Here is a 21,001-nt window from a genome sequence, read left to right as displayed (position 1 = left end):
CGGCCGAGTTGACTTCCAGCCACCTCGGCCGCAAGGACGCGGCCTCGTCAGGGAGGTTTCTGAATGAACACGCAGATGCGTCGCGTCGCCGTGGCAGTGAGCGCCGCCGCGATGGCCGTGTCCCTCGCCGCCTGCGGCAGCGCCAAGGAGTCCGGCGAGAACGGCGCCAAGACCGGTGCCGCCAAGGGTGACGCCCTCACCATCGGTCTCCTGCTCCCGGAGAACCAGACCGCGCGCTACGAGAAGTTCGACAAGCCGCTCATCGAGAAGAAGATCAGCGAGCTGACGAACGGCAAGGCGAAGGTCGTCTACGCCAACGCCAAGCAGGACGCGACGCTGCAGACGCAGCAGGTCGACACGATGATCACCAACAAGGTCGACGCGCTGATCGTGGACGCGGTGGACTCCAAGGCCATCGCGGGCGGCGTGAAGAAGGCGAAGGAGGCCGGTATCCCGGTCGTCGCCTTCGACCGCCTCGCCGAGGGCCCCATCGACGCCTACACCTCCTTCGACAACGAGGAGGTCGGCAAGGTCCAGGGTGAGGCCCTCCTCAAGGCGCTGGGCGACAAGGCCAAGAGCGGCCAGATCGTCATGATGAACGGCTCCATCACCGACCCGAACGCCGCCCTCTTCAAGAAGGGCGCCCACAGCGTCCTCGACGGCAAGGTGAACGTCGGCAAGGAGTACGACACCAAGGAGTGGAAGCCGGAGAACGCCAACGCCAACATGGAGGCGGCGATCTCGGCCCTCGGCAAGGACAAGATCGTCGGCGTCTACTCCGCGAACGACGGCATGGCGGGCGGCATCATCACCGCCCTGAAGGCCGGCGGCTTCGACGAGCTCCCGCCGGTCACCGGCCAGGACGCCGAGCTCGCCGGTGTGCAGCGCATCGTCTCGGGCGAGCAGTTCATGAGCGTCTACAAGCCGTACGCCCCGGAGGCCGCTGCGGCTGCCGAGATGGCCGTCGCGCTCGCCAAGGGCCAGAGCCTGGACGCGATCGCCACGTCCAAGGTCGACAGCCCGACCGCCAAGGGCGTCCCGTCGGTGCTCGTCCCGGTCATCTCGCTGACCAAGGACAACATCAAGGAATCGGTCATCGCGGACGGCGTCTACACCGCCGCCGAGATCTGCACCCCGAAGTTCAAGGCCGCCTGCGACGCGATCGGCCTGAAGTAGGCACCACGTCCCCCGAGGGACGCTCCCTGAAGCCTGGCCGGTGCCCCGCCCCCTTCCAGCCCCCGCTATCGGGTCGGGGCACCGGACAGAAACGCTTCTCCCCGCTTCTGCTCAACCTCCGCGCCATCCCTCCCGGCGCGGCATCCCGCCGGTCAGGCGGCGAAGGAGATGGTTCACGTGTCCGCTACGCCCGTGCTGGCGTTGCGCGGGGTCTCCAAGCGGTTCGGTGCCGTTCAGGCGCTCACCGACGTAGAGCTTGAGGTCCACGCCGGTGAGGTCGTCGCCCTGGTGGGCGACAACGGCGCCGGAAAGTCCACGCTGGTCAAGACGATCGCCGGCGTGCACCCCATCGATGAGGGCGTCATCGAGTGGGAAGGCAGGGCCGTGTCGATCGGCAAGCCGCACGACGCCCAGAACCTGGGCATCGCGACCGTCTATCAGGACCTCGCGCTGTGCGACAACATCGACGTCGTCGGCAACCTGTACCTCGGCCGGGAACTCCGCAAGCGCGGCGTCCTCGACGAGGTCGAGATGGAGCGCCGCTCGCGCGAGCTGCTGAGCACGCTCTCCATCCGCATCCCCAGCGTCCGCATCCCGATCGCCTCGCTCTCGGGCGGTCAGCGGCAGACCGTGGCCATCGCCCGTTCGATGCTCGGCGCGCCCAAGCTCGTCATCCTCGACGAGCCCACCGCGGCGCTCGGCGTCGAGCAGACCGCGCAGGTGCTCGACCTGGTGGAGCGGCTGCGGGAACGCGGCCACGCGGTCATCCTCATCAGCCACAACATGGCCGATGTGAAGGCCGTCGCCGACAGGGTGGCGGTGCTCCGGCTCGGCCGGAACAACGGCGTCTTCGACGTCAAGTCCACCTCGCAGGAAGAGATCATCTCCGCCATCACCGGCGCCACGGACAACGCCGTGACCCGTCGTGCGGCGCGCACCTCGGAGGCGCAGAAGTGAGCATCGACAAGACTCCGGCCCCCGCGGGCGGCCGCCACCGGGTGGTCAACCCGGATGCCGCGCACGACGCGGTGACCGCGGTCGACCCCCGCCTCCTCGTGCGCGAGCAGGGCTTCGGCGGCTACATCGCGGAGTTCAAGCGCAAGCTGCACGCCGGCGACCTGGGCTCCATCCCGGTCGTCATCGGCCTGATCCTGATCTGCGCGATCTTCCAGAGCCTGAACTCGCAGTTCCTCTCCGCGCAGAACCTCAGCAACATCGCGGTCACGATGGTCGCCACCGGCATGATGGCCGTGGGCATCATCTTCGTGCTGCTGCTCGGGGAGATCGACCTGTCCGTCGGCGCGGTCAGCGGCGTTTCGGGCGCGATCGTGGCCGTCCTCAGCGTCACGAACGGGATGAACGAGTGGCTGGCCCTGGTGGTCGCGATCGCCGGTGGAGCGGTCATCGGAGCCCTCCACGGCTTCTTCTTCGCCCGGATCGGCGCGCCCGCCTTCGCCGTCACCCTGGCGGGCCTGCTGTTCTGGCAGGGCTTCATGCTCCAGCTCCTCGGCTCCCAGGGCACGATCAACCTGGACGGCGACGGCGTCGTCGCCAAGCTGACCACGTACTACTTCTCCGACGTGGCGGCGGCCTACGGTCTCGCCGGGCTGGCCGTGGCTCTGTTCTTCCTCTCCGCGTTCCTCGACAGCCGCCGCCGTGACGCGGCCGGCATCCCGTCCCGGCCGCTCGGCGACATCGTGTTCCGTACGGTCCTGCTCGCCGTCGTGTCCTTCGGCGCCGCGTACATGCTCAACCAGTACAAGGGCCTGCCCCTGGCGCTGGTGCTGTTCCTCGTGGTCCTGGTGATCACCGACTTCGTCCTGCGGCGCACCGCCTACGGCCGGAAGATCTTCGCGCTCGGCGGCAGCGTCGAGGCGTCCCGCCGCGCGGGCATCAACGTCACCGCGGTCCGGATCTCGGTCTTCGCCATCGCCGGCACCTTCGCGGCCGTCGGCGGCCTGTTCTGGGCCTCCAAGATCGCCGCCGCCAACCAGAGCGCCGGCGCCGGTGAGCTGCTGATGAACGTCATCGCGGCGGCCGTCATCGGTGGCACCAGCCTCTTCGGCGGCCGCGGCCGCACCTGGAACGCGCTGCTCGGCGTCATGGTGATCGTCTCCATCCAGTACGGTCTCGCGCTGGAGGGCATCGCCACCCCGATCCAGTTCATGATCACCGGTGGTGTGCTCCTCGCCACCGTCGTGATCGACTCGGTCACGCGCAAGACGCAGAAGACCGCCGGCCGCGCGTAGCGGCCACCGCCAGCAGTGCCCGGCGCCGGAACCGGCGCCGGGCACTGCTGCGTGTTCTCCCGGGGAGCCCGCGGGCGTCCCCCGGGGCCTCCGTGTCCTCCGATGGCGTGACGCGGAACGCACCGCCCGATGACAGCGGCCGGGAGCGGAAGATTAGACTCGGCAGATCGGCAAGCTCGACCAGCTCGAACGCAAGGAGGCACGGTGACGCAGCCGCGCGTAGCGCGTCGTTCAAGGGTGGCGGTGGGCGACGGGTGGGAGCTGCTTACCCGTATCAGAGGACCGCGCGACCTGGACCGGCTCAGCCCGGAGCAGCTCGACCTGCTGGCCGCAGAGATCCGCACCTTTCTCGTGGACGCCGTCTCCAAGACCGGCGGCCATCTCGGTCCCAACCTCGGCGTGGTCGAGCTGACCATCGCCCTGCACCGCGTCTTCGACTCACCGAACGACAAGGTCCTCTTCGACACCGGGCACCAGAGCTATGTCCACAAGCTGCTGACCGGGCGCCAGGACTTCTCCCGGCTCCGCGCCAAGGGGGGCCTGTCCGGCTACCCTTCGCGCGCCGAGTCCGAGCACGACGTGATCGAGAACTCGCACGCCTCGACGGTCCTCGGCTGGGCGGACGGCCTCGCCAAGGCCAACGAGGTGCTGAAGAAGGACGACCACGTCGTCGCGGTCATCGGTGACGGGGCCCTCACCGGCGGGATGGCCTGGGAGGCGCTGAACAACATCGCGGACGCCAAGGACCGCCCGCTCGTCATCGTCGTCAACGACAACGAGCGCTCCTACGCCCCGACGATCGGCGGCCTCGCCAACCACCTGGCCACCCTGCGCACCACCGACGGCTACGAGCGTTTCCTCGCACGCGGCAAGGACATCCTGGAGCGCACGCCCGTCGTCGGCAGGCCGCTCTACGAGACCCTGCACGGCGCCAAGAAGGGCCTGAAGGACTTCATCGCCCCGCAGGGCATGTTCGAGGACCTCGGCCTGAAGTACGTCGGCCCCATCGACGGCCACGACATCGAGGCCCTGGAGTCCGCGCTGACCCGCGCCAAGCGGTTCGGCGGCCCGGTCATCGTGCACTGCCTCACCGAGAAGGGCCGCGGCTACCAGCACGCGGAGCAGGACGAGGCCGACCGCTTCCACGGCATCGGCCCGATCCACCCCGACACCGGCCTGCCGGTGAAGGCCTCGGCGGCCAGCTGGACGTCCGTCTTCGGCGACGAGATGGTCAAGCTCGGCCGGGAGCGCGAGGACGTCGTCGCCATCACCGCGGCGATGCTCCAGCCCGTCGGCCTGAAGAAGTTCGCCGAGACCTTCCCGGAGCGCGTGTTCGACGTCGGTATCGCCGAGCAGCACGCGGCGACCTCCGCCGCCGGTCTGGCCACCGGCGGGCTCCACCCGGTCTTCGCCGTCTACGCCACCTTCCTCAACCGCGCCTTCGACCAGGTGCTGATGGACGTGGCCCTGCACGGGTGCGGGGTCACGTTCGTCCTGGACCGGGCCGGCGTCACCGGCGACGACGGCGCCTCCCACAACGGCATGTGGGACATGTCGATCCTCCAGGTCGTCCCGACCCTGCGGATGGCCGCCCCGCGGGACGCCGAGCAGCTGCGCGCCCAGCTCCGCGAGGCCGTCGAGGTCGAGGACGCGCCGACCGTGGTCCGTTACTCCAAGGGCGTGGTCGGCCCCGCAGTCCCGGCCGTCGGCCGCGTCGGCGGCATGGACGTCCTGCGCGAGCCGGGTACCGTCCCCGATGGCCCTTCGGGCATGGGAGGTACCCCCAGGCCCGACGTCCTCCTCGTCTCCGTCGGCGCCCTGGCGCCGATGTGCCTGGAGATCGCCGACCTCCTCGACAAGCAGGGCATCTCCACCACCGTCGTCGACCCCCGCTGGGTCAAGCCGGTCGACGAGGCCCTCGCCCCGCTCGCCGAGCGGCACCGGGTCGTCGTCACCGTCGAGGACAACGGCCGTGTCGGCGGTGTCGGCGCCGCCGTGTCCCAGGCACTGCGCGACGCCGGAGTGGACCTGCCGCTGCGCGACTTCGGCATCCCGCCGCGCTTCCTGGACCACGCCTCCCGCAAGGAGGTCATGGCGGAGATCGGGCTGACCGCTCCGGACATCGCCCGCCAGGTCACCGGTCTCGTCGCCAGGCTGGACGGCCGACTCGACGACGAGCCCAGCAGGACCGCCGAGCCGGCGCGGGACTGAGCGGGCGCGCCGCCCGGCGCGCACCCGGTGGACGGAGACGGATTGGGCCGGTCGGAGTACCGTGAGCGGTTTCCGGCCGGTCCTTTCGTGTGAAACGGACTCCGTGGGCGGGCGAGGTCCCGCACTCCTCTCGATCATGGCCATACGGCCATGGGTACGGAGGTACGCCGGTGAGCACACAGCAGCAGCCCCCGAGGAGCACCGGGGCGTTCCGGACCAAGACGGTCGAGCAGTCGATCCGGGACACGGAGGAGCCGGAGCACGCGCTCAAGAAGTCGCTCTCCGCCTGGGACCTCACCGTCTTCGGCGTCGGTGTCATCATCGGCACGGGCATCTTCGTCCTGACGGGTATCGCCGCCAGGGAGAACGCCGGGCCCGCGACCGCTCTGTCCTTCGTCGCCGCGGGCGTCGTCTGCGCCCTCGCCGCGCTCTGCTACGCCGAGTTCGCGTCCACCGTTCCGGTGGCAGGCTCGGCCTACACCTTCTCGTACGCCTCGATCGGCGAACTGCCCGCCTGGATCATCGGCTGGGACCTGGTCCTGGAGTTCGCCCTCGGTACGGCGGTGGTGGCGGTCGGCTGGTCCGGGTACGCGCGCGCCCTCCTGGAGACCAACCTCGGCTGGCAGATGCCCGCCGCGCTCTCCGGGCCCGACGCGGGAGGCCACTTCGACCTGCTGGCCTTCCTGCTGATCCTGGTGCTGACCGCGGTCCTCGTCATCGGCATGAAGCTGTCCGCCCGGATCACCGCGATCGTCGTCGCGATCAAGGTCACCGTGGTGCTCCTGGTCATCGTCGCCGGCGCCTTCTTCATCAAGGCGGACAACTACGTGCCGTTCATCCCCCCGGCCCAGCCACAGGAGACGGGCGGCGGCCTCGCGGCGCCGCTGGTGCAGGCGCTGTTCGGATACGAGCCCACCAACTTCGGCGTCATGGGCATCTTCACCGCGGCCGCCATCGTCTTCTTCGCCTTCATCGGCTTCGACGTCGTCGCCACCGCCGCCGAGGAGACCAGGAACCCCCAGCGGGACATGCCGCGCGGAATCCTGGGCTCCCTCCTCATCTGCACCCTGCTGTACGTGGCCGTGACCATCGTCGTCACCGGTATGCAGCACTACACGGAGATGTCGGCGACGGCCCCGCTCGCCGACGCCTTCAAGGCGGTCGACCAGCCCTTCTTCGCCGGCGCCATCAGCCTCGGCGCGGTCGTGGGGCTCATCACCGTCTGCATGATCCTGCTGCTGGGCCAGACCCGGGTGTTCTTCGCGATGAGCCGCGACGGACTGCTGCCGCGCTTCTTCTCCGTCACCCACCCGAAGTTCCGCACGCCCCACCGGGCGACCATCGTGCTCGGCGTGGTGATCGCGATCATCGCGGGTTTCACCAGCCTCGAGGCGCTCGCCGCCCTGGTGAACATCGGCACGCTCTTCGCCTTCGTCATCGTGGCCCTCGGCGTCATCATCCTCCGCAACACCCGGCCGGACCTGCACCGCGCGTTCCGGACCCCCTGGGTCCCGGTCCTGCCCGTCGTGTCGATCGCGGCGTCGCTCTGGCTGATGCTGAACCTCCCGGCGGAGACCTGGCTCCGGTTCGCCGTGTGGATGGCGATCGGCGTGGTCGTCTACTACCTGTACGGCCGCTCCCACAGCCGCCTCGGCAAGGTGGGCAAGAACGCCGAGTACTAGCCATGGCCAGTGGCGCGTCAGGCGACGTTCGCCCCGGCACGGCGACTCGCGGCGTTGCCGAACCAACCGGGCAGGCCCACCACGAGGGCGGTCCGGCGCCTTGCGGTTCTTCCCCCCGGCCCGGAGGACCGGGGGAGACCCCATGCACCGGGCGCCGCTCCTTGACGCGCAGACCTTGCCCGACGCGGCACCAGCCGACGTGGCACCAGTCGGCGCGCACCGGTCGGAGCACCCGCCGGTACCGGACGGCGTGCGCACCCGGTGCCGGGCCACCACCACACGCACATGGCACTCCTTGTCTCCCGTCATAGCCGGGGATGAGGGGCCAACAGTGCGTGCGCGTGCTCGTCGAGCGACCGCCGTCACCGCGTTACGCCCCCGGCGGGCGCGGTCCGTCCCGCGCCCGCGGACCCGCCCGCCCCGGCCCTCCCCGGGGCGCCGCCGGACGGCTACTGGCGGCGGCTGCTCCCGGCCCTCGCCGTCCTGGCATCGGTGACCCGGCTGCCCTCGTTCCGGCACCCCCGGTGGAACCCGGACGAGGGCTGCCTCGCCGTCCAGGCACGGATACCGGCCGACGGCGGCGCGCTGTACGACACCGTGGTCGACCGCAAACCGCCCCTGCTCCCGTGGCTGTACGAGGCCTGCCTCGCCGTCTTCGGCGACGAGTCGCTCCGTCCCCTCGAGGTCCTCGCCGTCGTTGCCCAGCCGGTCACCGCCGCCCTCCTGGCCGCCGCCGCGCGCGAGCGCTGGGGCGACCGGGCGGGTCGCACGGCCGGCGTGCTGTACCTCCTGGTCCCGGTCGGCCTCAACTCCGAGGACGCCCAGACGGCCACGTGGCGACGAGGGGCGAGCGGGCGGGGTCAGCCGCGGCGGACCGTGCGCGGCCCCACGACCCGTGCGCCCAGTGCCTCGACCCGGTCCCGCAGTCCCCGGTCGGCCGTGACCACGACGGCGGGACGGCCGGCGTTCTCCCGGACCAGTTCCACGACGCGGTCGTCCCCGCTGCCGGGCGCGGCCTCGACCCGTACGCCGGGGACGGGCCCGACGCCCCTCGCACGGCCCTCGACGACCAGGACCACCTCGACCGGACCGGGGTGCCCGGGGATGCCCTCCTCGGCGAGCGGGACCAGTCCGTCGCGCAGCCGCTCGGCCGCGCCCCGGCGGTCGCGCCACCAGCCGTCCGGTACCGAACCGACCACGTTCGCGCCATCGACGATCAGGAGAGGGACCATGGCGGAAGCGTGTCACAGGACCGGTCCGCGGGCGGGCGAACCGGTGTGCCGCCGGGTGTTATCGTCACGTGAATCAAGAGCTTGCACGGCGCTCGGGGAAGGTGGGCAACGGGCCATGTCATTGCGGTCTGCGCGGCGGTCGAAGCGTCGGACGGGCACCCCGCCCGACAGCGTGGGCGCCGAAGGCCGGCAGCGCCGGGCGGCCCGGGCGACGGCCTCGCTGCCCGCCGACCCCGCGCTCCCGTCGACCGCCGGCTGGCTGCTGCGCGGCAAGGACGGACGGCTCTCCGCGTACACGCCGGCCGCCGACGGCGTCCTGCGCTGGACGGAGAAGCGGCCCGGCGGGCCCGAGTGGACCGGCCCCGAGCTGTTCCCTGCCCCCGGCATCCTGCCGTACCTGGCGATCGCCCAGGGCTCGGACGGCTATGTGCAGTTGGTCGCGCTGCGGCGCACCCCGCTCCCCGGCGGCGAGTTCGCCACGGACGTCGTGCAGGCCATCCAGTACCAGTCCGGGCGCCCCCTGCGGGACTGGTACGCGCTCGGCACCCCGTACGCCCAGGACCGCGCCCTCGCGGCCACCACAGGGCTCCCCGCGGCCGTCGTGGACTCGGAGGGCTCCCTCCACGTCTTCGTGCGCAACGCGGGCGGCGGTGTCTGCGGCCGGGCGCAGGTGCCGAACGGCAAGTGGAACAAGTGGGCCGACCTCAAGGGCAGCGGCACGCTCGGCCTGCCCGCCGCGACGGTCACCGACCACGGGCTGATGGAGGTCCTCGCTCCGACGGAGGACGCCGTGCTGCGGTGGAACCAGGAGACCCAGGGCGTGAAGTTCCAGCGCGCCGACGACATCGCGTTCTCCGCCGCCAACGGCTCCGTCAGCTCCGAGCGCACCGGCCGCGAGCGGCTGACGCACTTCTGGCGCGACGCGGCCACGGGCGCCGTCCACGCCTGGCGCGAGGGCATGGCCGCGCCCGCGGCCCTCGGCGGCGAGGGCGGCACCGGACCGGTCGCCGTGCTCCGTACCCCCGTCGACGGGCAGGACTGCACGATCCTCGCCCAGCGCGGCGCCGACGGCCGCCCGGCTCTCGCCGCGTACCCGACGGAGGAGGAGTCCTCCGGCCTCAACTGGACGCCCACGGGCGACCCTTGTGCCGGCGCCCCGGCCCTCGCCATCGACGGCACCGGCCGTGTCGTCCTCGCCGCCCTCGGCGCCGACGGCTCCCTGCGCGTGACCCGGCAGAAGTCGGAGTCAGGTCTGGCGATGGAGGCGTGGACGCGGGCGTGAGGCCCGCGCCCCGGCCGGGGCGCACCGGGGACGGACGCACGAGAACGGGCCGTACGGGATCCCTCCCGTACGGCCCGTTCCTGTCGGCCCGCATGACCGCCGCACCGTCACCGGTGCGGCGGCCACCCGGTCACCCGGTCACGCGGGGACGCTCGCCACGCCCTGCGCCAGGAACCGCTTGCCGTTGACGCGCTCGCTGACGCCCTCGCGGTCCAGGTACGGCGTGATGCCGCCCAGGTGGAAGGGCCAGCCGGCGCCCGTGATCAGGCACAGGTCGATGTCCTGCGCCTCGGCGACGACACCCTCCTCCAGCATCAGCCCGATCTCCTGCGCCACCGCGTCGAGGACACGGGCGCGGACCTGCTCCTCCGTCAGGACGCTGTCGCCCTGCTTCAGCAGCGCGGCGACCTCCGGGTCCAACTCCGGCTTGCCGCTGTCGTACACGTAGAAGCCGCGCTTGCCGGCCTCGACGACCGCCTTCAGGTTCGGGGAGACGGTGAAGCGCTCCGGGAAGGCGCGGTTCAGCGTCTCGGACACGTGCAGACCGATCGCCGGGCCGACCAGCTCCAGCAGCACCAGCGGGGACATCGGCAGACCGAGCGGCTCGATCGCCTTCTCGGCGGTCGCGACCGGGGTGCCCTCGTCGATGACGTTCTGGATCTCGCCCATGAAGCGGGTCAGGATGCGGTTCACGACGAACGCCGGGGCGTCCTTGGTGAGCACCGCGGTCTTCTTCAGCTTCTTGGCGACGGCGAAGGCCGTGGCCAGGGAGGCGTCGTCGGTCCGCTCACCGCGGACGATCTCCAGCAGCGGCAGGATCGCGACCGGGTTGAAGAAGTGGAAGCCGACCACGCGCTCCGGGTTCCGGAGCTTCGAGGCCATCTCCGACACCGACAGCGAGGAGGTGTTGGTGGCGAGGATCGCGTGCGCCGGGGCGACGGCCTCGACCTCCGCGAACACCTTCTGCTTGACCGTCATCTCCTCGAACACGGCCTCGATGACGAAGTCCGCGTCCGCGAAGCCCTCGGCCTTGTCCAGGACGCCGGTCACCAGCGCCTTGAGGCGGTTGGCCTTGTCCTGGTTGATGCGGCCCTTGCCCAGCAGCTTCTCGATCTCGGCGTGGACATAGCCCACACCCTTGTCGACGCGCTCCTGGTCGATGTCGGTGAGGACCACCGGCACCTCCAGGCGGCGCAGGAACAGGAGCGCCAGCTGGGAGGCCATCAGACCGGCGCCGACGACACCGACCTTGGTGACCGGGCGGGCCAGCGACTTGTCCGGGGCGCCAGCGGGGCGCTTGCCGCGCTTCTGCACCAGGTTGAAGGCGTAGATGCCGGAACGCAGTTCGCCGCCCATGATGAGGTCCGCCAGTGCGGTGTCCTCGGCGTCGAAGCCCTTCTGCAGGTCGCCGTCCTTGGCGGCCTCGATGATGTCGAGGGCACGGTAGGCGGCCGGGGCGGCGCCGTGCACCTTGGAGTCGGCGATGAACCGGCCCTTGGCGACGGCCTGGTCCCAGGCCTCGCCGCGGTCGATCTCGGGGCGCTCCACCACGATCTCGCCCTTGAGGACGGACGCGGTCCAGATCAGCGACTGCTCCAGGAAGTCCGCGCCCTCGAAGATCGCGTCGGCGATGCCGAGCTCGTGCACCTGGACGCCCTTGAGCTGCTTGTTCTGGTTGAGCGAGTTCTCGATGATCACCGAGACGGCGCGGTCCGCCCCGATCAGGTTCGGCAGGATCGTGCAGCCGCCCCAGCCGGGAACCAGACCGAGGAAGACCTCGGGCAGCGAGAAGGCCGGCAGGGCCTTGGACACCGTGCGGTAGGAGCAGTGCAGACCCACCTCGACGCCGCCGCCCATCGCCGCGCCGTTGTAGTAGGCGAAGGTCGGGACGGCGAGCGAGGACAGCCGCTTGAAGACGTCGTGGCCGCCCTTGCCGATGGCGAGCGCGTCCGAGTGCTGCTTCAGCAGCTCGACGCCCTTGAGGTCGGCGCCGACGGCGAAGATGAACGGCTTGCCGGTGATACCGGCGCCGACGATCGCGCCCTCGGACGCCTCCTTCTCCACCTGGTCGATCGCGGTGCTGAGGTTCGCCAGCGACTGCGGGCCGAAGGTCGTCGGCTTGGTGTGGTCCAGGCCGTTGTCCAGCGTGATGAGGGCGAACCGGCCCGCGCCGCCGGGAAGGTCGAGGTGGCGTACGTGCGCCTGGGTGACGACCTCGTCCGGGAACAGCTCGGCCGCGCCCTTCAGGAGCTCTGCGGTGGTGCTCATGCCGCAACCTCGCTTCGCTCGGTGGGGCGTTCGCACATGCTGCACCTCTCCATGGTTCGCTCGCTGCGCTCGGTCACTTGTTGCCTCCGGCGTCCTTGTGGTGCGGGTTCTCCCAGATCACGGTGGCGCCCATGCCGAAGCCGACGCACATCGTGGTGAGGCCGTAGCGGACCTCCGGCTGCTCCTCGAACTGCCGCGCCAGCTGCGTCATCAGACGCACACCGGAGGAGGCCAGCGGGTGGCCGAAGGCGATGGCGCCGCCGTACTGGTTCACCCGGGCGTCGTCGTCGGCGATGCCGTAGTGCTCGAGGAAGGCGAGCACCTGGACGGCGAACGCCTCGTTGATCTCGAACAGGCCGATGTCGTCGATGGACAGCCCCGCCTGGGCGAGGGCCTTCTCCGTCGCGGGGATCGGACCGTAGCCCATGACCTCGGGCTCGACGCCGGCGAAGGAGTACGAGACCAGGCGCATCTTGACGGGGAGGTTGTTCTCCCGGGCGAAGTCCTCGGAGGCGATCAGCGAGGCGGTGGCGCCGTCGTTGAGGCCCGCGGCGTTGCCGGCGGTGACGCGGCCGTGGACGCGGAAGGGCGTCTTGAGGCCCTTGAGGTTGTCCAGCGTGGTGCCCGGGCGCATCGGCTCGTCGGCGGTGACCAGGCCCCAGCCGGTCTCGCCGGCCTCGCCCGCGGCGGAGCCGCCCTCGGGTACAGCGGTGCGGCGCACCGACACCGGCACCAGGTCCTGCTGGATCTTGCCGTCGGCGTACGCCTTGGCGGCCTTCTCCTGCGAGCGCACGGCGTACTCGTCGGCGCGCTGCTTGGTGATCGTGGGGTAGCGGTCGTGCAGGTTCTCGGCGGTCATGCCCATGAAGAGGGCGGACTGGTCGACGAGCTTCTCCGACACGAAGCGCGGGTTCGGGTCCACGCCCTCGCCCATCGGGTGGCGGCCCATGTGCTCCACGCCGCCGGCGATGGCGACGTCGTACGCGCCGAAGGCGACGGACCCGGCGACCGAGGTCACGGCGGTCAGGGCGCCCGCGCACATGCGGTCGATGGAGTAGCCCGGGACGGACTGCGGCAGACCCGCGAGGATGCCGGCGGTGCGGCCGATGGTCAGGCCCTGGTCGCCGATCTGCGTGGTCGCGGCGATGGCGACCTCGTCGATCTTCTTGGGGTCGAGGTCCGGGTTGCGGCGCAGCAGCTCCCGGATGGCCTTCACGACGAGATCGTCGGCACGGGTCTCGTGGTAGATGCCCTTCGGGCCCGCCTTGCCGAACGGGGTGCGGACGCCGTCGACGAAGACGACGTCCCTGACGGTACGAGGCACGATGGCTCTCCTCCAGGGTGCGGGGTGGCACTGCTGCGTGGCGCGCGGCTAAGCGTGCGCTTGCTGCCCTCATGCTACTTGCGGGTAACTGGGTTGCCCACCCCTCGCGGCGGGAGCGGTGAACGTCACACGCGAGAACTCCGCGCCACCGGCGTCGGCGCCCCGCAGGCGCACCGGGCGGGTCGCGCGCAGCGTGCGACACGCCCGCGCGGCGTCTCCCGTGCGGGGCCGCGGCGGTTGGGGACGGGCGGGGGTGTCCGCGGGGCCCGCGGGCCCGTTCCCGGCGCAGGGGCCGCACGGCTTCCACGGCGCCCGCGCACCGGGCGGACGGCCGTACGTGGCGGCGGCGCCTTTCCCACCGGGTGCCCACGGGCCGCGGAAGGGGTCCGGGCGCGGCGGGGGGTGCTCGGGACGTTCCGTCATCTGCCGCGCCCCGACGGGACCGCAGCCGGTGCACGGTCCGGGGCCGGGCCCATGCCGTCCCGCAGGCGGGCCGGAGGCCCGCCGGGCGCCGCACCTGCCGCGGACCACGACGGACGCCGCGCGTGCGTGCGGCGCCGTGCACGGACGTGCGACCGCCCGGGGCCCGCGCGGCACGGCGTCAGGGAGTCGCCTGGAGCGCCCTCGTCAGGAGCGGCGTCACCAGCTCGACCTGCCACGGCCGCGCACCCAGCGCGGCCAGTGCCGAGGCGACCGCCTCCGGGCCCGGGTCCGCCGGCGGCTCCCAGCACAGGCGCCGCACCGTGTCCGGCGTGATCAGGTTCTCCTGGGGCAGGTTCAGCTGCTCCGCCAGCGCGGACACCGCCGCCCGCGCCGCGGACAGCCGCGCCGCCGCCACCGGGTCCTTGTCCGCCCAGGAGCGCGGCGGGGGCGGTCCGGCCACGGGCTGCCCCGGCTGCGGCAGCTCCGCCTCCGACAGCGCGCGTGCCCGGTCCACCGCCGACTGCCACTGCTCCAGCTGCCGCCGGCCCATGCGGTGCCCGAACCCGGGCAGGGCCGTGAGTGCGTGCACGTTCAGCGGGAGCGCCAGCGCCGCCTCGATGATCGCCGCGTCGCCGAGCACCTTGCCGGGGGACACGTCGCGACGCTGCGCCACCTTGTCCCTGGCCGTCCACAGTTCCCGTACGACGGCCATCTGACGGCGGCGGCGGACCTTGTGCATGCCCGACGTACGCCGCCACGGGTCCTTGCGCGGGGGTGCGGGCGGGGCCGAGGCGATGGCGTCGAACTCCTGCCGCGCCCACTCCAGCTTCCCCTGCCGGTCCAGTTCCTTCTCCAGTGCGTCCCGCAGGTCCACGAGCAGCTCGACGTCGAGCGCCGCGTACCGCAGCCAGGGCTCGGGGAGGGGGCGGGTGGACCAGTCCACCGCCGAGTGGCCCTTCTCCAGGGCGTAGCCGAGCACCGACTCGACCATGGCCCCGAGGCCCACCCGGGGGAAGCCCGCGAGCCGCCCGGCGAGTTCGGTGTCGAAGAGCCTCGTCGGCAGCATGCCTATTTCGCGCAGGCACGGGAGGTCCTGGGTGGCCGCGTGGAGGATCCACTCGGTGCCGGTGAGCGCGTCGCCGAGCGGGGAGAGGTCGGGGCAGCCGACCGGGTCGACGAGCGCCGTGCCGGCGCCCTGGCGGCGCAGCTGCACGAGGTACGCGCGCTGCCCGTAGCGGTAGCCGGACGCGCGTTCGGCGTCGACGGCGACGGGACCGGTGCCGGAGGTGAACGCGGCGACGACGGACTCCAGTGCCTCGGGCGTGGAGACCACCGGAGGGATGCCCTCCCGCGGCTCCAGCAGGGGGATCGGCGCCCCTTCGTCAGAGACGCCGTCGTCCGGGGGGCCGCCCCCGGTGGTGCGCAGGTCCGGCTCTGCTGCGGTCTCTTGGGCGTCGGTCACCTGTCAAGGGTATCCGTCAACGGCAAGCGCCCGTCGACGGAACGTTCCGTCGACGGGCACCGGACCGGTGTGGAGGAGGCTCAGTGGATGATGCCGGTGCGCAGCGCAACGGCCACCATGCCGGCGCGGTCACCGGTGCCCAGCTTGCGCGCGATGCGGGCCAGGTGGCTCTTCACCGTCAGCGCGGACAGGCCCATCGAGACGCCGATCGCCTTGTTCGACTGCCCCTCGGCGACCAGCCGGAGCACCTCCACCTCGCGGCCGGACAGTTCGCGGTAGCCGCCCGGGTGGCTCGGGGCGCCGGGGGGACGGCGGTGCAGCCGGGCGGCCGCGGCGCCGATCGGGGCGGCTCCGGGGCGGGTGGGGTGGCCGAGGTTGGTGCGCGTGCCGGTCACGACGTAGCCCTTGACCCCACCGGCCAGCGCGTTGCGGACCGCGCCGATGTCGTCCGCGGCGGAGAGGGCGAGGCCGTTGGGCCAGCCCGCGGCGCGTGTCTCGGACAGCAGGGTCAGCCCGCTGCCGTCGGGCAGGTGGACGTCGGCCACGCAGATGTCGCGCGGGTTGCCGACGCGGGGACGGGCCTCCGCGATGGACGACGCCTCGATGACGTCGCGCACCCCGAGCGCCCACAGGTGGCGGGTGACGGTGGAGCGGACGCGCGGGTCGGCCACGACGACCATGGCCGTCGGCTTGTTCGGGCGGTAGGCGACCAGGCTTGCGGGCTGCTCGAGGAGAACGGACACCAGGCCTCCTGGGAAGGTGGGGGAGAGCCGGCTCGGGGATGAAGCCGGGGCGAACCGTGCTTGATGGGTCACCACCTCTTCGGCAGCAAACCTGGTCGCCTTTAGAGAAAGATCACGATTTGGTGAGTAACAATTCCGGCAATTAGGACGCGTGATCGATCATGCTGTGACCTTGTCCGGACATCCCCGGTGTCCTTCCGCGTGCCGCACCTGCGGCCGGCACCGCCGTCCGGGACCCCGGGCGGCCGGCCGCCGGAGGCACCCGGCGCCCGCCGCCCCGGCGGATCCGCCGACGGCCTGCGCACCCGCGTCGCGACCGCACCGATCTCCGTCCGGCGGCCCGGCTCGCCTTCGGGTGCCTGCACTCGCCCCCACCGCGCCGTGCGCCGCCGCTCCGCCTTGTCGCGCCCGAACTCCGGCCCCGGCGCGCCGTGTGCCCGCCGCCCCCGGAGCTACGGCGCGTGCGGGCCCCGGCGCTGCGGCAGAGTGACGACGCCCGCCGTCGTGCCGTCGGGGACGCCCGCGGGCGGCAGGCCGGCGATCTGGCAGAGCAGGTCGCACCAGGCCGCGAGGTGCGCCGCGGTGTCCGGCGCCCCGTCGCGGCCCTCGCGAGGGGTCCAGGACGCCCGGATCTCGATCTGCGTCGCCGGGCGGCGGTCCGCGAGTCCACCGAAGTAGTGAGACCCCGCCCGGGTGACGGTGCCGCTCGGCTCCCCGTACGAGAGGTTCCTCGCCTCCAGCGCTCCGGTCAGCCACGACCAGCACACCTCCGGCAGCAGCGGGTCCGCCGCCATCTCCGGCTCCAACTCGGCGCGCACCAGCGTCACCAGCCGGAACGTGCCCTGCCACGCGTCGTGCCCGGCCGGGTCGTGCAGCAGGACCAGCCGGCCGTCCGCGAGGTCCTCGCCGTCGTCGACGACCGCCGCCTCCAGGGCGTACGCGTGCGGGGCGAGGCGCTGAGGCGGCCGGGCCGGGTCCACCTCGATCCCGGGCCGCGGTCGTGCCGCGCGCAGCGCGTCGACCGCGAGGCGGAACGCCCGCGGCACGGAGTTCCGCTCGGCGCCTTCCGTGTCCTCGGCGCCGTCGGATGGATCGGAGAACTGTCCCTGAGCCGCAGCCATGCGGGGAAGAGTAGGCGGAACGCGGGCCCGGCGCAGGGAGGGACACCCACCCGCGCATGCTCCGTGCCCGCACATGCGAAGATTCTGGGCGTGAGCGCCAACGACCTTCCCCCGGCTCGGAGCACCGCCCCCGCCGGGGACGCCCCGTCCGAGGGCCAGCAGACGACGACCGACGCCCTGCGGGACTCCGCCTTCCTGAAGGCGTGCCGACGCGAACCCGTGCCGCACACGCCGGTGTGGTTCATGCGGCAGGCGGGACGGTCGCTGCCCGAGTACCTGAAGGTGCGCGAGGGCATCCCGATGCTGGAGTCGTGCATGCGGCCCGAGCTCGTCACCGAGATCACGCTGCAGCCGGTGCGCCGCCACAAGGTGGACGCCGCGATCTACTTCAGCGACATCGTCGTGCCGCTCAAGGCCATCGGCATCGACCTCGACATCAAGCCCGGCGTCGGCCCGGTCGTCGCCGAGCCGATCCGTCGCCGCGAGGACCTCGCCCGGCTGCGCGACCTGACCCCCGAGGACGTCGCGTACGTCACCGAGGCGATCGGGATGCTCACCGGTGAGCTCGGCGCCACCCCGCTCATCGGCTTCGCCGGTGCCCCGTTCACCCTTGCCAGCTACCTCGTCGAGGGCGGCCCGTCCCGCAACCACGAGCACACCAAGGCGCTCATGTACGGCGACCCGCAGCTGTGGGCCGACCTGCTCGACCGGCTCGCCGGGATCACCTCGGCCTTCCTGAAGGTGCAGATCGAGGCCGGCGCCTCCGCGGTGCAGCTCTTCGACTCCTGGGTCGGCGCGCTGGCCCCCGCGGACTACCACCGCTTCGTCATGCCCGCGTCCGCGAAGGTCTTCGCCGCGGTCGAGGGGTACGGTGTGCCGCGCATCCACTTCGGCGTCGGGACCGGCGAACTGCTCGGCCCGATGGGCGAGGCCGGCGCGGACGTCGTCGGCGTCGACTGGCGCGTGCCGCTCGACGAGGCGGCCCGCCGCGTGGGGCCCGGCAAGGCGCTCCAGGGCAACCTGGACCCGGCGGTGCTGTTCTCCACCCGGGAGGCCGTCGAAGCCAGGACCCGCGAGGTCCTGGACGCGGCACGCGGCCTGGAGGGCCACGTTTTCAACCTCGGCCACGGCGTGCTGCCGACGACCGACCCCGACGCCCTGACCCGGCTCGTGGAGTACGTCCACACGCAGACGGCACGCTGACAGCCCGCGGCGGGCCACGTCCCCCGCACCCGGCACGCCCGGGGCGGGCCCGCCGGCGGAGCCGCCCCGGGCGTCAGCCCGCCTTCGCCACCGCAGCCGTCGCCTTGCGCGCCGCCACCAGCACCGGGTCCCACACCGGGGAGAACGGCGGTGCGTAGCCGAGGTCCAGGGCGGTCATCTGCTCCACCGTCATCCCGGCGGTCAGCGCGACCGCCGCGACGTCCACCCGCTTCGCCGCGCCCTCACGCCCCACGATCTGCACGCCCAGCAGGCGCCCCGTGCGGAGCTCGGCGAGCATCTTGACGGTCATCGGGGCGGCGTCCGGGTAGTAGCCCGCCCGGCTCGTCGACTCGACGGTCACCGTCACGAAGCGCAGCCCCACCTCGCGGGCGTCCTTCTCGCGCAGACCCGTGCGGGCGATCTCCAGGTCGCACACCTTGCTCACGGCCGTGCCGACGACGCCGGGGAAGGTCGCGTAGCCGCCGCCCACGTTGGCGCCGATGACCTGGCCGTGCTTGTTCGCGTGCGTACCGAGAGCGACGTGGCGCTCCCGGCCCGACACCAGGTCGTGCACCTCTACGCAGTCGCCGCCGGCCCAGACGTTCTCGTGACCGCGCACCCGCATGGCACGGTCGGTGAGCAGCCCCCCGTACACCCCGAGGGGCAGGCCGGCCGCCCCCGCGAGGGTCGTCTCCGGCTCCACGCCGATCCCCAGCACCACCACGTCGGCCGGGTACTCCCCCTCCGCCGTCGACACCGCGCGCACCCGGCCGTCCTCGCCGGTCGGGATGCCCGTCACATCGGCGTCGTCGACGGTGGTGATGCCCAGGGCGTCCATCGCCTCGTGCACCAGCAGGCCCATGTCGGGGTCCAACGTCGCCATCGGCTGCTCCCCGCGGTTGACGACCGTGACGTCGAAGCCGCGTTTCAGCAGCGCTTCCGCCATTTCCACACCGATGTAGCCGGCGCCGACGACCACCGCGCGGCGGCCCGCCGTCCTGCCGAGCGCGTCCAGCAGGGCCTGGCCGTCGTCGAGGGTCTGCACACCGTGCACCCCCGGGGCGTCGATACCCGGCAGCCGAGGCCGCACCGGCCGGGCACCGGTCGCGATGACGAGCTTGTCGAAGCCCGTCCACGTCTCGGTGCCCGCCACCAGGTCCCGGGACCTGACCCGCTGGGCCGCGACGTCGATCTCCGTGACCTCGTGGCGCATCCGGAGGTCGATACCGCGCTCCCGGTGTTCCTCGGGCGTCCGTGCGATGAGCGAGTCCCGCTCCGCCACGTCGCCGCCGACCCAGTACGGGATGCCGCACGCCGAGTACGAGGCGAAGGGGGAGCGCTCGAACGCGACGATCTCCAGTTCCCCGGGACCCCTGAGCCTGCGCGCCTGCGACGCGGCGGACATCCCCGCCGCGTCGCCGCCGACGACCACCATGCGTTCCATGCGGAACACGCTACGGGGGAGCGGCCGTTCAGTCCTGCCCGGGGCCCTGTGCCGACGAGGCGCCGGAACCCCGGGCGGTCCGCCGCGCCCGCATCGGCCGGACCAGCCACCGCCAGACCGCGTACGGCAGCGCGAGCGCGGCGCCGAACGGGAACACCGCGGCCGCAACAGCGGCCGCCCACCGGGCGGTCGACGCCAGCGCGTCCCAGCCCCCCGCCAGCGCGTCCAGGAACCCCGGAGCGCCCTCCTCACCCGGACGCTCCCGCTTCTCGGGTTCGGACAGCCGCAGCGTGATCGTCGCCATCGTCGTCCGGTCCTCCAGCGACGCCCGGCGGGCCAGCAGGGACTCCAGCTCGGCCTGACGCCTGCTCAGCTCGCCCTCCAGCGTGACCACGTCCGACAGCTTCGTCGCCCGGTCCATCAGCGCCCGCACCCGTGCCACGCTCGCCCGCTGCGTCGCGACCCGGCTCTCCACGTCGACGACCTGGTCGGTGACGTCCTTGGCGTCAGCCTTGCGGGACAGCAGCTTCCCGGAACCCGAGAGCCGGGCGAGGACCGACGCGTACCGGTCCTGCGGCACCCGCAGCACCACCGTCGACTCGACCCGGTCCCCGTCGACCCGCTCCGTGGACTCGTCGGCGACATGCCCGCCGGCCCCCTCGACCGCGGTACGGATCCCCGCGAGCGCGCGGGCGGCGTCCCCGACCTCAACGGCCAGCTCGGCGGTCCTGATGACGTGCGTCGCGGGCAGCCGCTGCCCGCCGCCGTCACCGGGCCCGCCGGCCTTCGGCCCCGCGGCCCCGGCCGCGGCGTCGGCGGCCGCGCCGGGGGCATCGGCCTTCGAGGCCTCGCCCGCGACGGACCGGTCGGCGGTGGAGGCGGACTCGTCGTCGGAGGCGCCGCAGCCGGCGAGTGCGAGTGAGGCGACGAGAAGTGCCGCCGCCGGCCTGTGCCGTGCACGCATGATGGTCCCCCCAAGGGATGCGGTGGGTTCGGTGCCGGTTCGACGTGCGGCCGCCGAACGGGGTTGCCCCATCCCGGTTCCGAAGCGGTCACGGTAGGGACTCGTTACGGCACGCCGGGCCACCGTGCGGTGCGACGCGACCGCGGACCGCGTCGCACGGGACGCACGGCCCGTGCGACGGCGCGCACCGTGCCCCCGGAGGGACGGGACGCCGGCC

15 protein-coding genes are annotated in these 21,001 nt (G+C 72.6%); 7 read left to right on the top strand and 8 right to left on the bottom strand.

What is annotated here, in order from left to right:
• Positions 1-63: 63 nt before the first annotated feature.
• The 5 genes from QMZ92_RS24800 (at position 64) to QMZ92_RS24780 (ending at position 7,318) form a co-directional block, all read left to right on the top strand.
• Positions 64-1,176, top strand: a complete 1,113-nt coding sequence (locus QMZ92_RS24800) for a substrate-binding domain-containing protein (protein ID WP_283299679.1) — start codon at positions 64-66, stop codon at positions 1,174-1,176.
• Between the two features lie 168 nt (positions 1,177-1,344).
• Complete coding sequence (locus QMZ92_RS24795) at positions 1,345-2,133, top strand: ATP-binding cassette domain-containing protein (protein ID WP_283299678.1); 789 nt, start codon at positions 1,345-1,347, stop codon at positions 2,131-2,133.
• Positions 2,130-3,425: a sugar ABC transporter permease gene (locus QMZ92_RS24790; RefSeq protein WP_283299677.1), complete on the top strand. Its 1,296-nt coding sequence runs from the start codon at positions 2,130-2,132 to the stop codon at positions 3,423-3,425. Before QMZ92_RS24795 ends, QMZ92_RS24790 begins: the two co-directional genes overlap by 4 nt.
• Before the next feature lie 243 nt (positions 3,426-3,668).
• Complete coding sequence (dxs, locus tag QMZ92_RS24785; RefSeq protein WP_283299710.1) at positions 3,669-5,636, top strand: 1-deoxy-D-xylulose-5-phosphate synthase; 1,968 nt, start codon at positions 3,669-3,671, stop codon at positions 5,634-5,636.
• A gap of 170 nt (positions 5,637-5,806) precedes the next feature.
• A complete protein-coding gene (locus tag QMZ92_RS24780) occupies positions 5,807-7,318 on the top strand; it encodes an amino acid permease (RefSeq protein WP_283299676.1) in 1,512 nt (503 codons plus the stop codon).
• Positions 7,319-8,178: 860 nt separating this feature from the next.
• Here QMZ92_RS24780 and QMZ92_RS24775 read toward each other — a convergent pair.
• On the bottom strand, positions 8,179-8,550 hold the full coding sequence (locus tag QMZ92_RS24775; protein WP_283299675.1) for a PIN domain-containing protein: 372 nt from the start codon (positions 8,548-8,550) through the stop codon (positions 8,179-8,181).
• Positions 8,551-8,722: 172 nt separating this feature from the next.
• Between QMZ92_RS24775 and QMZ92_RS24770 the strand changes: the two genes are divergently transcribed.
• A complete protein-coding gene (locus QMZ92_RS24770; RefSeq protein ID WP_283299709.1) occupies positions 8,723-9,832 on the top strand; it encodes a DUF8189 domain-containing protein in 1,110 nt (369 codons plus the stop codon).
• A gap of 138 nt (positions 9,833-9,970) precedes the next feature.
• On the opposite strand, the gene QMZ92_RS24765 is transcribed toward QMZ92_RS24770, so the two are convergent.
• The 5 genes from QMZ92_RS24765 to QMZ92_RS24745 form a co-directional block, all read right to left on the bottom strand.
• Positions 9,971-12,100, bottom strand: a complete 2,130-nt coding sequence (locus QMZ92_RS24765) for a 3-hydroxyacyl-CoA dehydrogenase NAD-binding domain-containing protein (protein ID WP_283299674.1) — start codon at positions 12,098-12,100, stop codon at positions 9,971-9,973.
• A gap of 73 nt (positions 12,101-12,173) precedes the next feature.
• Positions 12,174-13,424 carry a thiolase family protein gene (locus QMZ92_RS24760; RefSeq protein ID WP_283299673.1) on the bottom strand — a complete coding sequence of 417 codons (1,251 nt, stop codon included), beginning with the start codon at positions 13,422-13,424 and terminating at the stop codon, positions 12,174-12,176.
• 601 nt (positions 13,425-14,025) lie between these two features.
• On the bottom strand, positions 14,026-15,309 hold the full coding sequence (locus QMZ92_RS24755) for an HRDC domain-containing protein (RefSeq protein ID WP_283299672.1): 1,284 nt from the start codon (positions 15,307-15,309) through the stop codon (positions 14,026-14,028).
• An 80-nt stretch (positions 15,310-15,389) separates the two neighbouring features.
• The gene (locus QMZ92_RS24750) at positions 15,390-16,052 is read right to left on the bottom strand and encodes a helix-turn-helix transcriptional regulator (protein ID WP_093651875.1); all 663 of its coding nucleotides are present in this window, start codon (positions 16,050-16,052) and stop codon (positions 15,390-15,392) included.
• 452 nt (positions 16,053-16,504) lie between these two features.
• Positions 16,505-17,173 carry a DUF3000 domain-containing protein gene (locus QMZ92_RS24745; RefSeq protein ID WP_283299671.1) on the bottom strand — a complete coding sequence of 223 codons (669 nt, stop codon included), beginning with the start codon at positions 17,171-17,173 and terminating at the stop codon, positions 16,505-16,507.
• A 90-nt stretch (positions 17,174-17,263) separates the two neighbouring features.
• On the opposite strand from QMZ92_RS24745, the gene hemE reads away from it, so the two are divergent.
• Positions 17,264-18,376: a uroporphyrinogen decarboxylase gene (hemE, locus tag QMZ92_RS24740; protein WP_502962126.1), complete on the top strand. Its 1,113-nt coding sequence runs from the start codon at positions 17,264-17,266 to the stop codon at positions 18,374-18,376.
• Positions 18,377-18,449: 73 nt separating this feature from the next.
• Here hemE and QMZ92_RS24735 read toward each other — a convergent pair whose 3' ends face one another.
• Both QMZ92_RS24735 and QMZ92_RS24730 read right to left on the bottom strand, forming a co-directional pair.
• Complete coding sequence (locus QMZ92_RS24735) at positions 18,450-19,820, bottom strand: FAD-dependent oxidoreductase (protein WP_283299669.1); 1,371 nt, start codon at positions 19,818-19,820, stop codon at positions 18,450-18,452.
• A gap of 28 nt (positions 19,821-19,848) precedes the next feature.
• The gene (locus QMZ92_RS24730; RefSeq protein ID WP_283299667.1) at positions 19,849-20,784 is read right to left on the bottom strand and encodes a DUF4349 domain-containing protein; all 936 of its coding nucleotides are present in this window, start codon (positions 20,782-20,784) and stop codon (positions 19,849-19,851) included.
• Positions 20,785-21,001: the final 217 nt, after the last annotated feature.

The sequence above is a fragment of the Streptomyces sp. HNM0645 genome (assembly GCF_030056615.1).
Taxonomy (GTDB): domain Bacteria; phylum Actinomycetota; class Actinomycetes; order Streptomycetales; family Streptomycetaceae; genus Streptomyces; species Streptomyces marianii.
The sequence above is the reverse complement of the archived record's forward strand: the minus strand, read 5'-3'. Positions and strand labels throughout refer to the sequence as shown.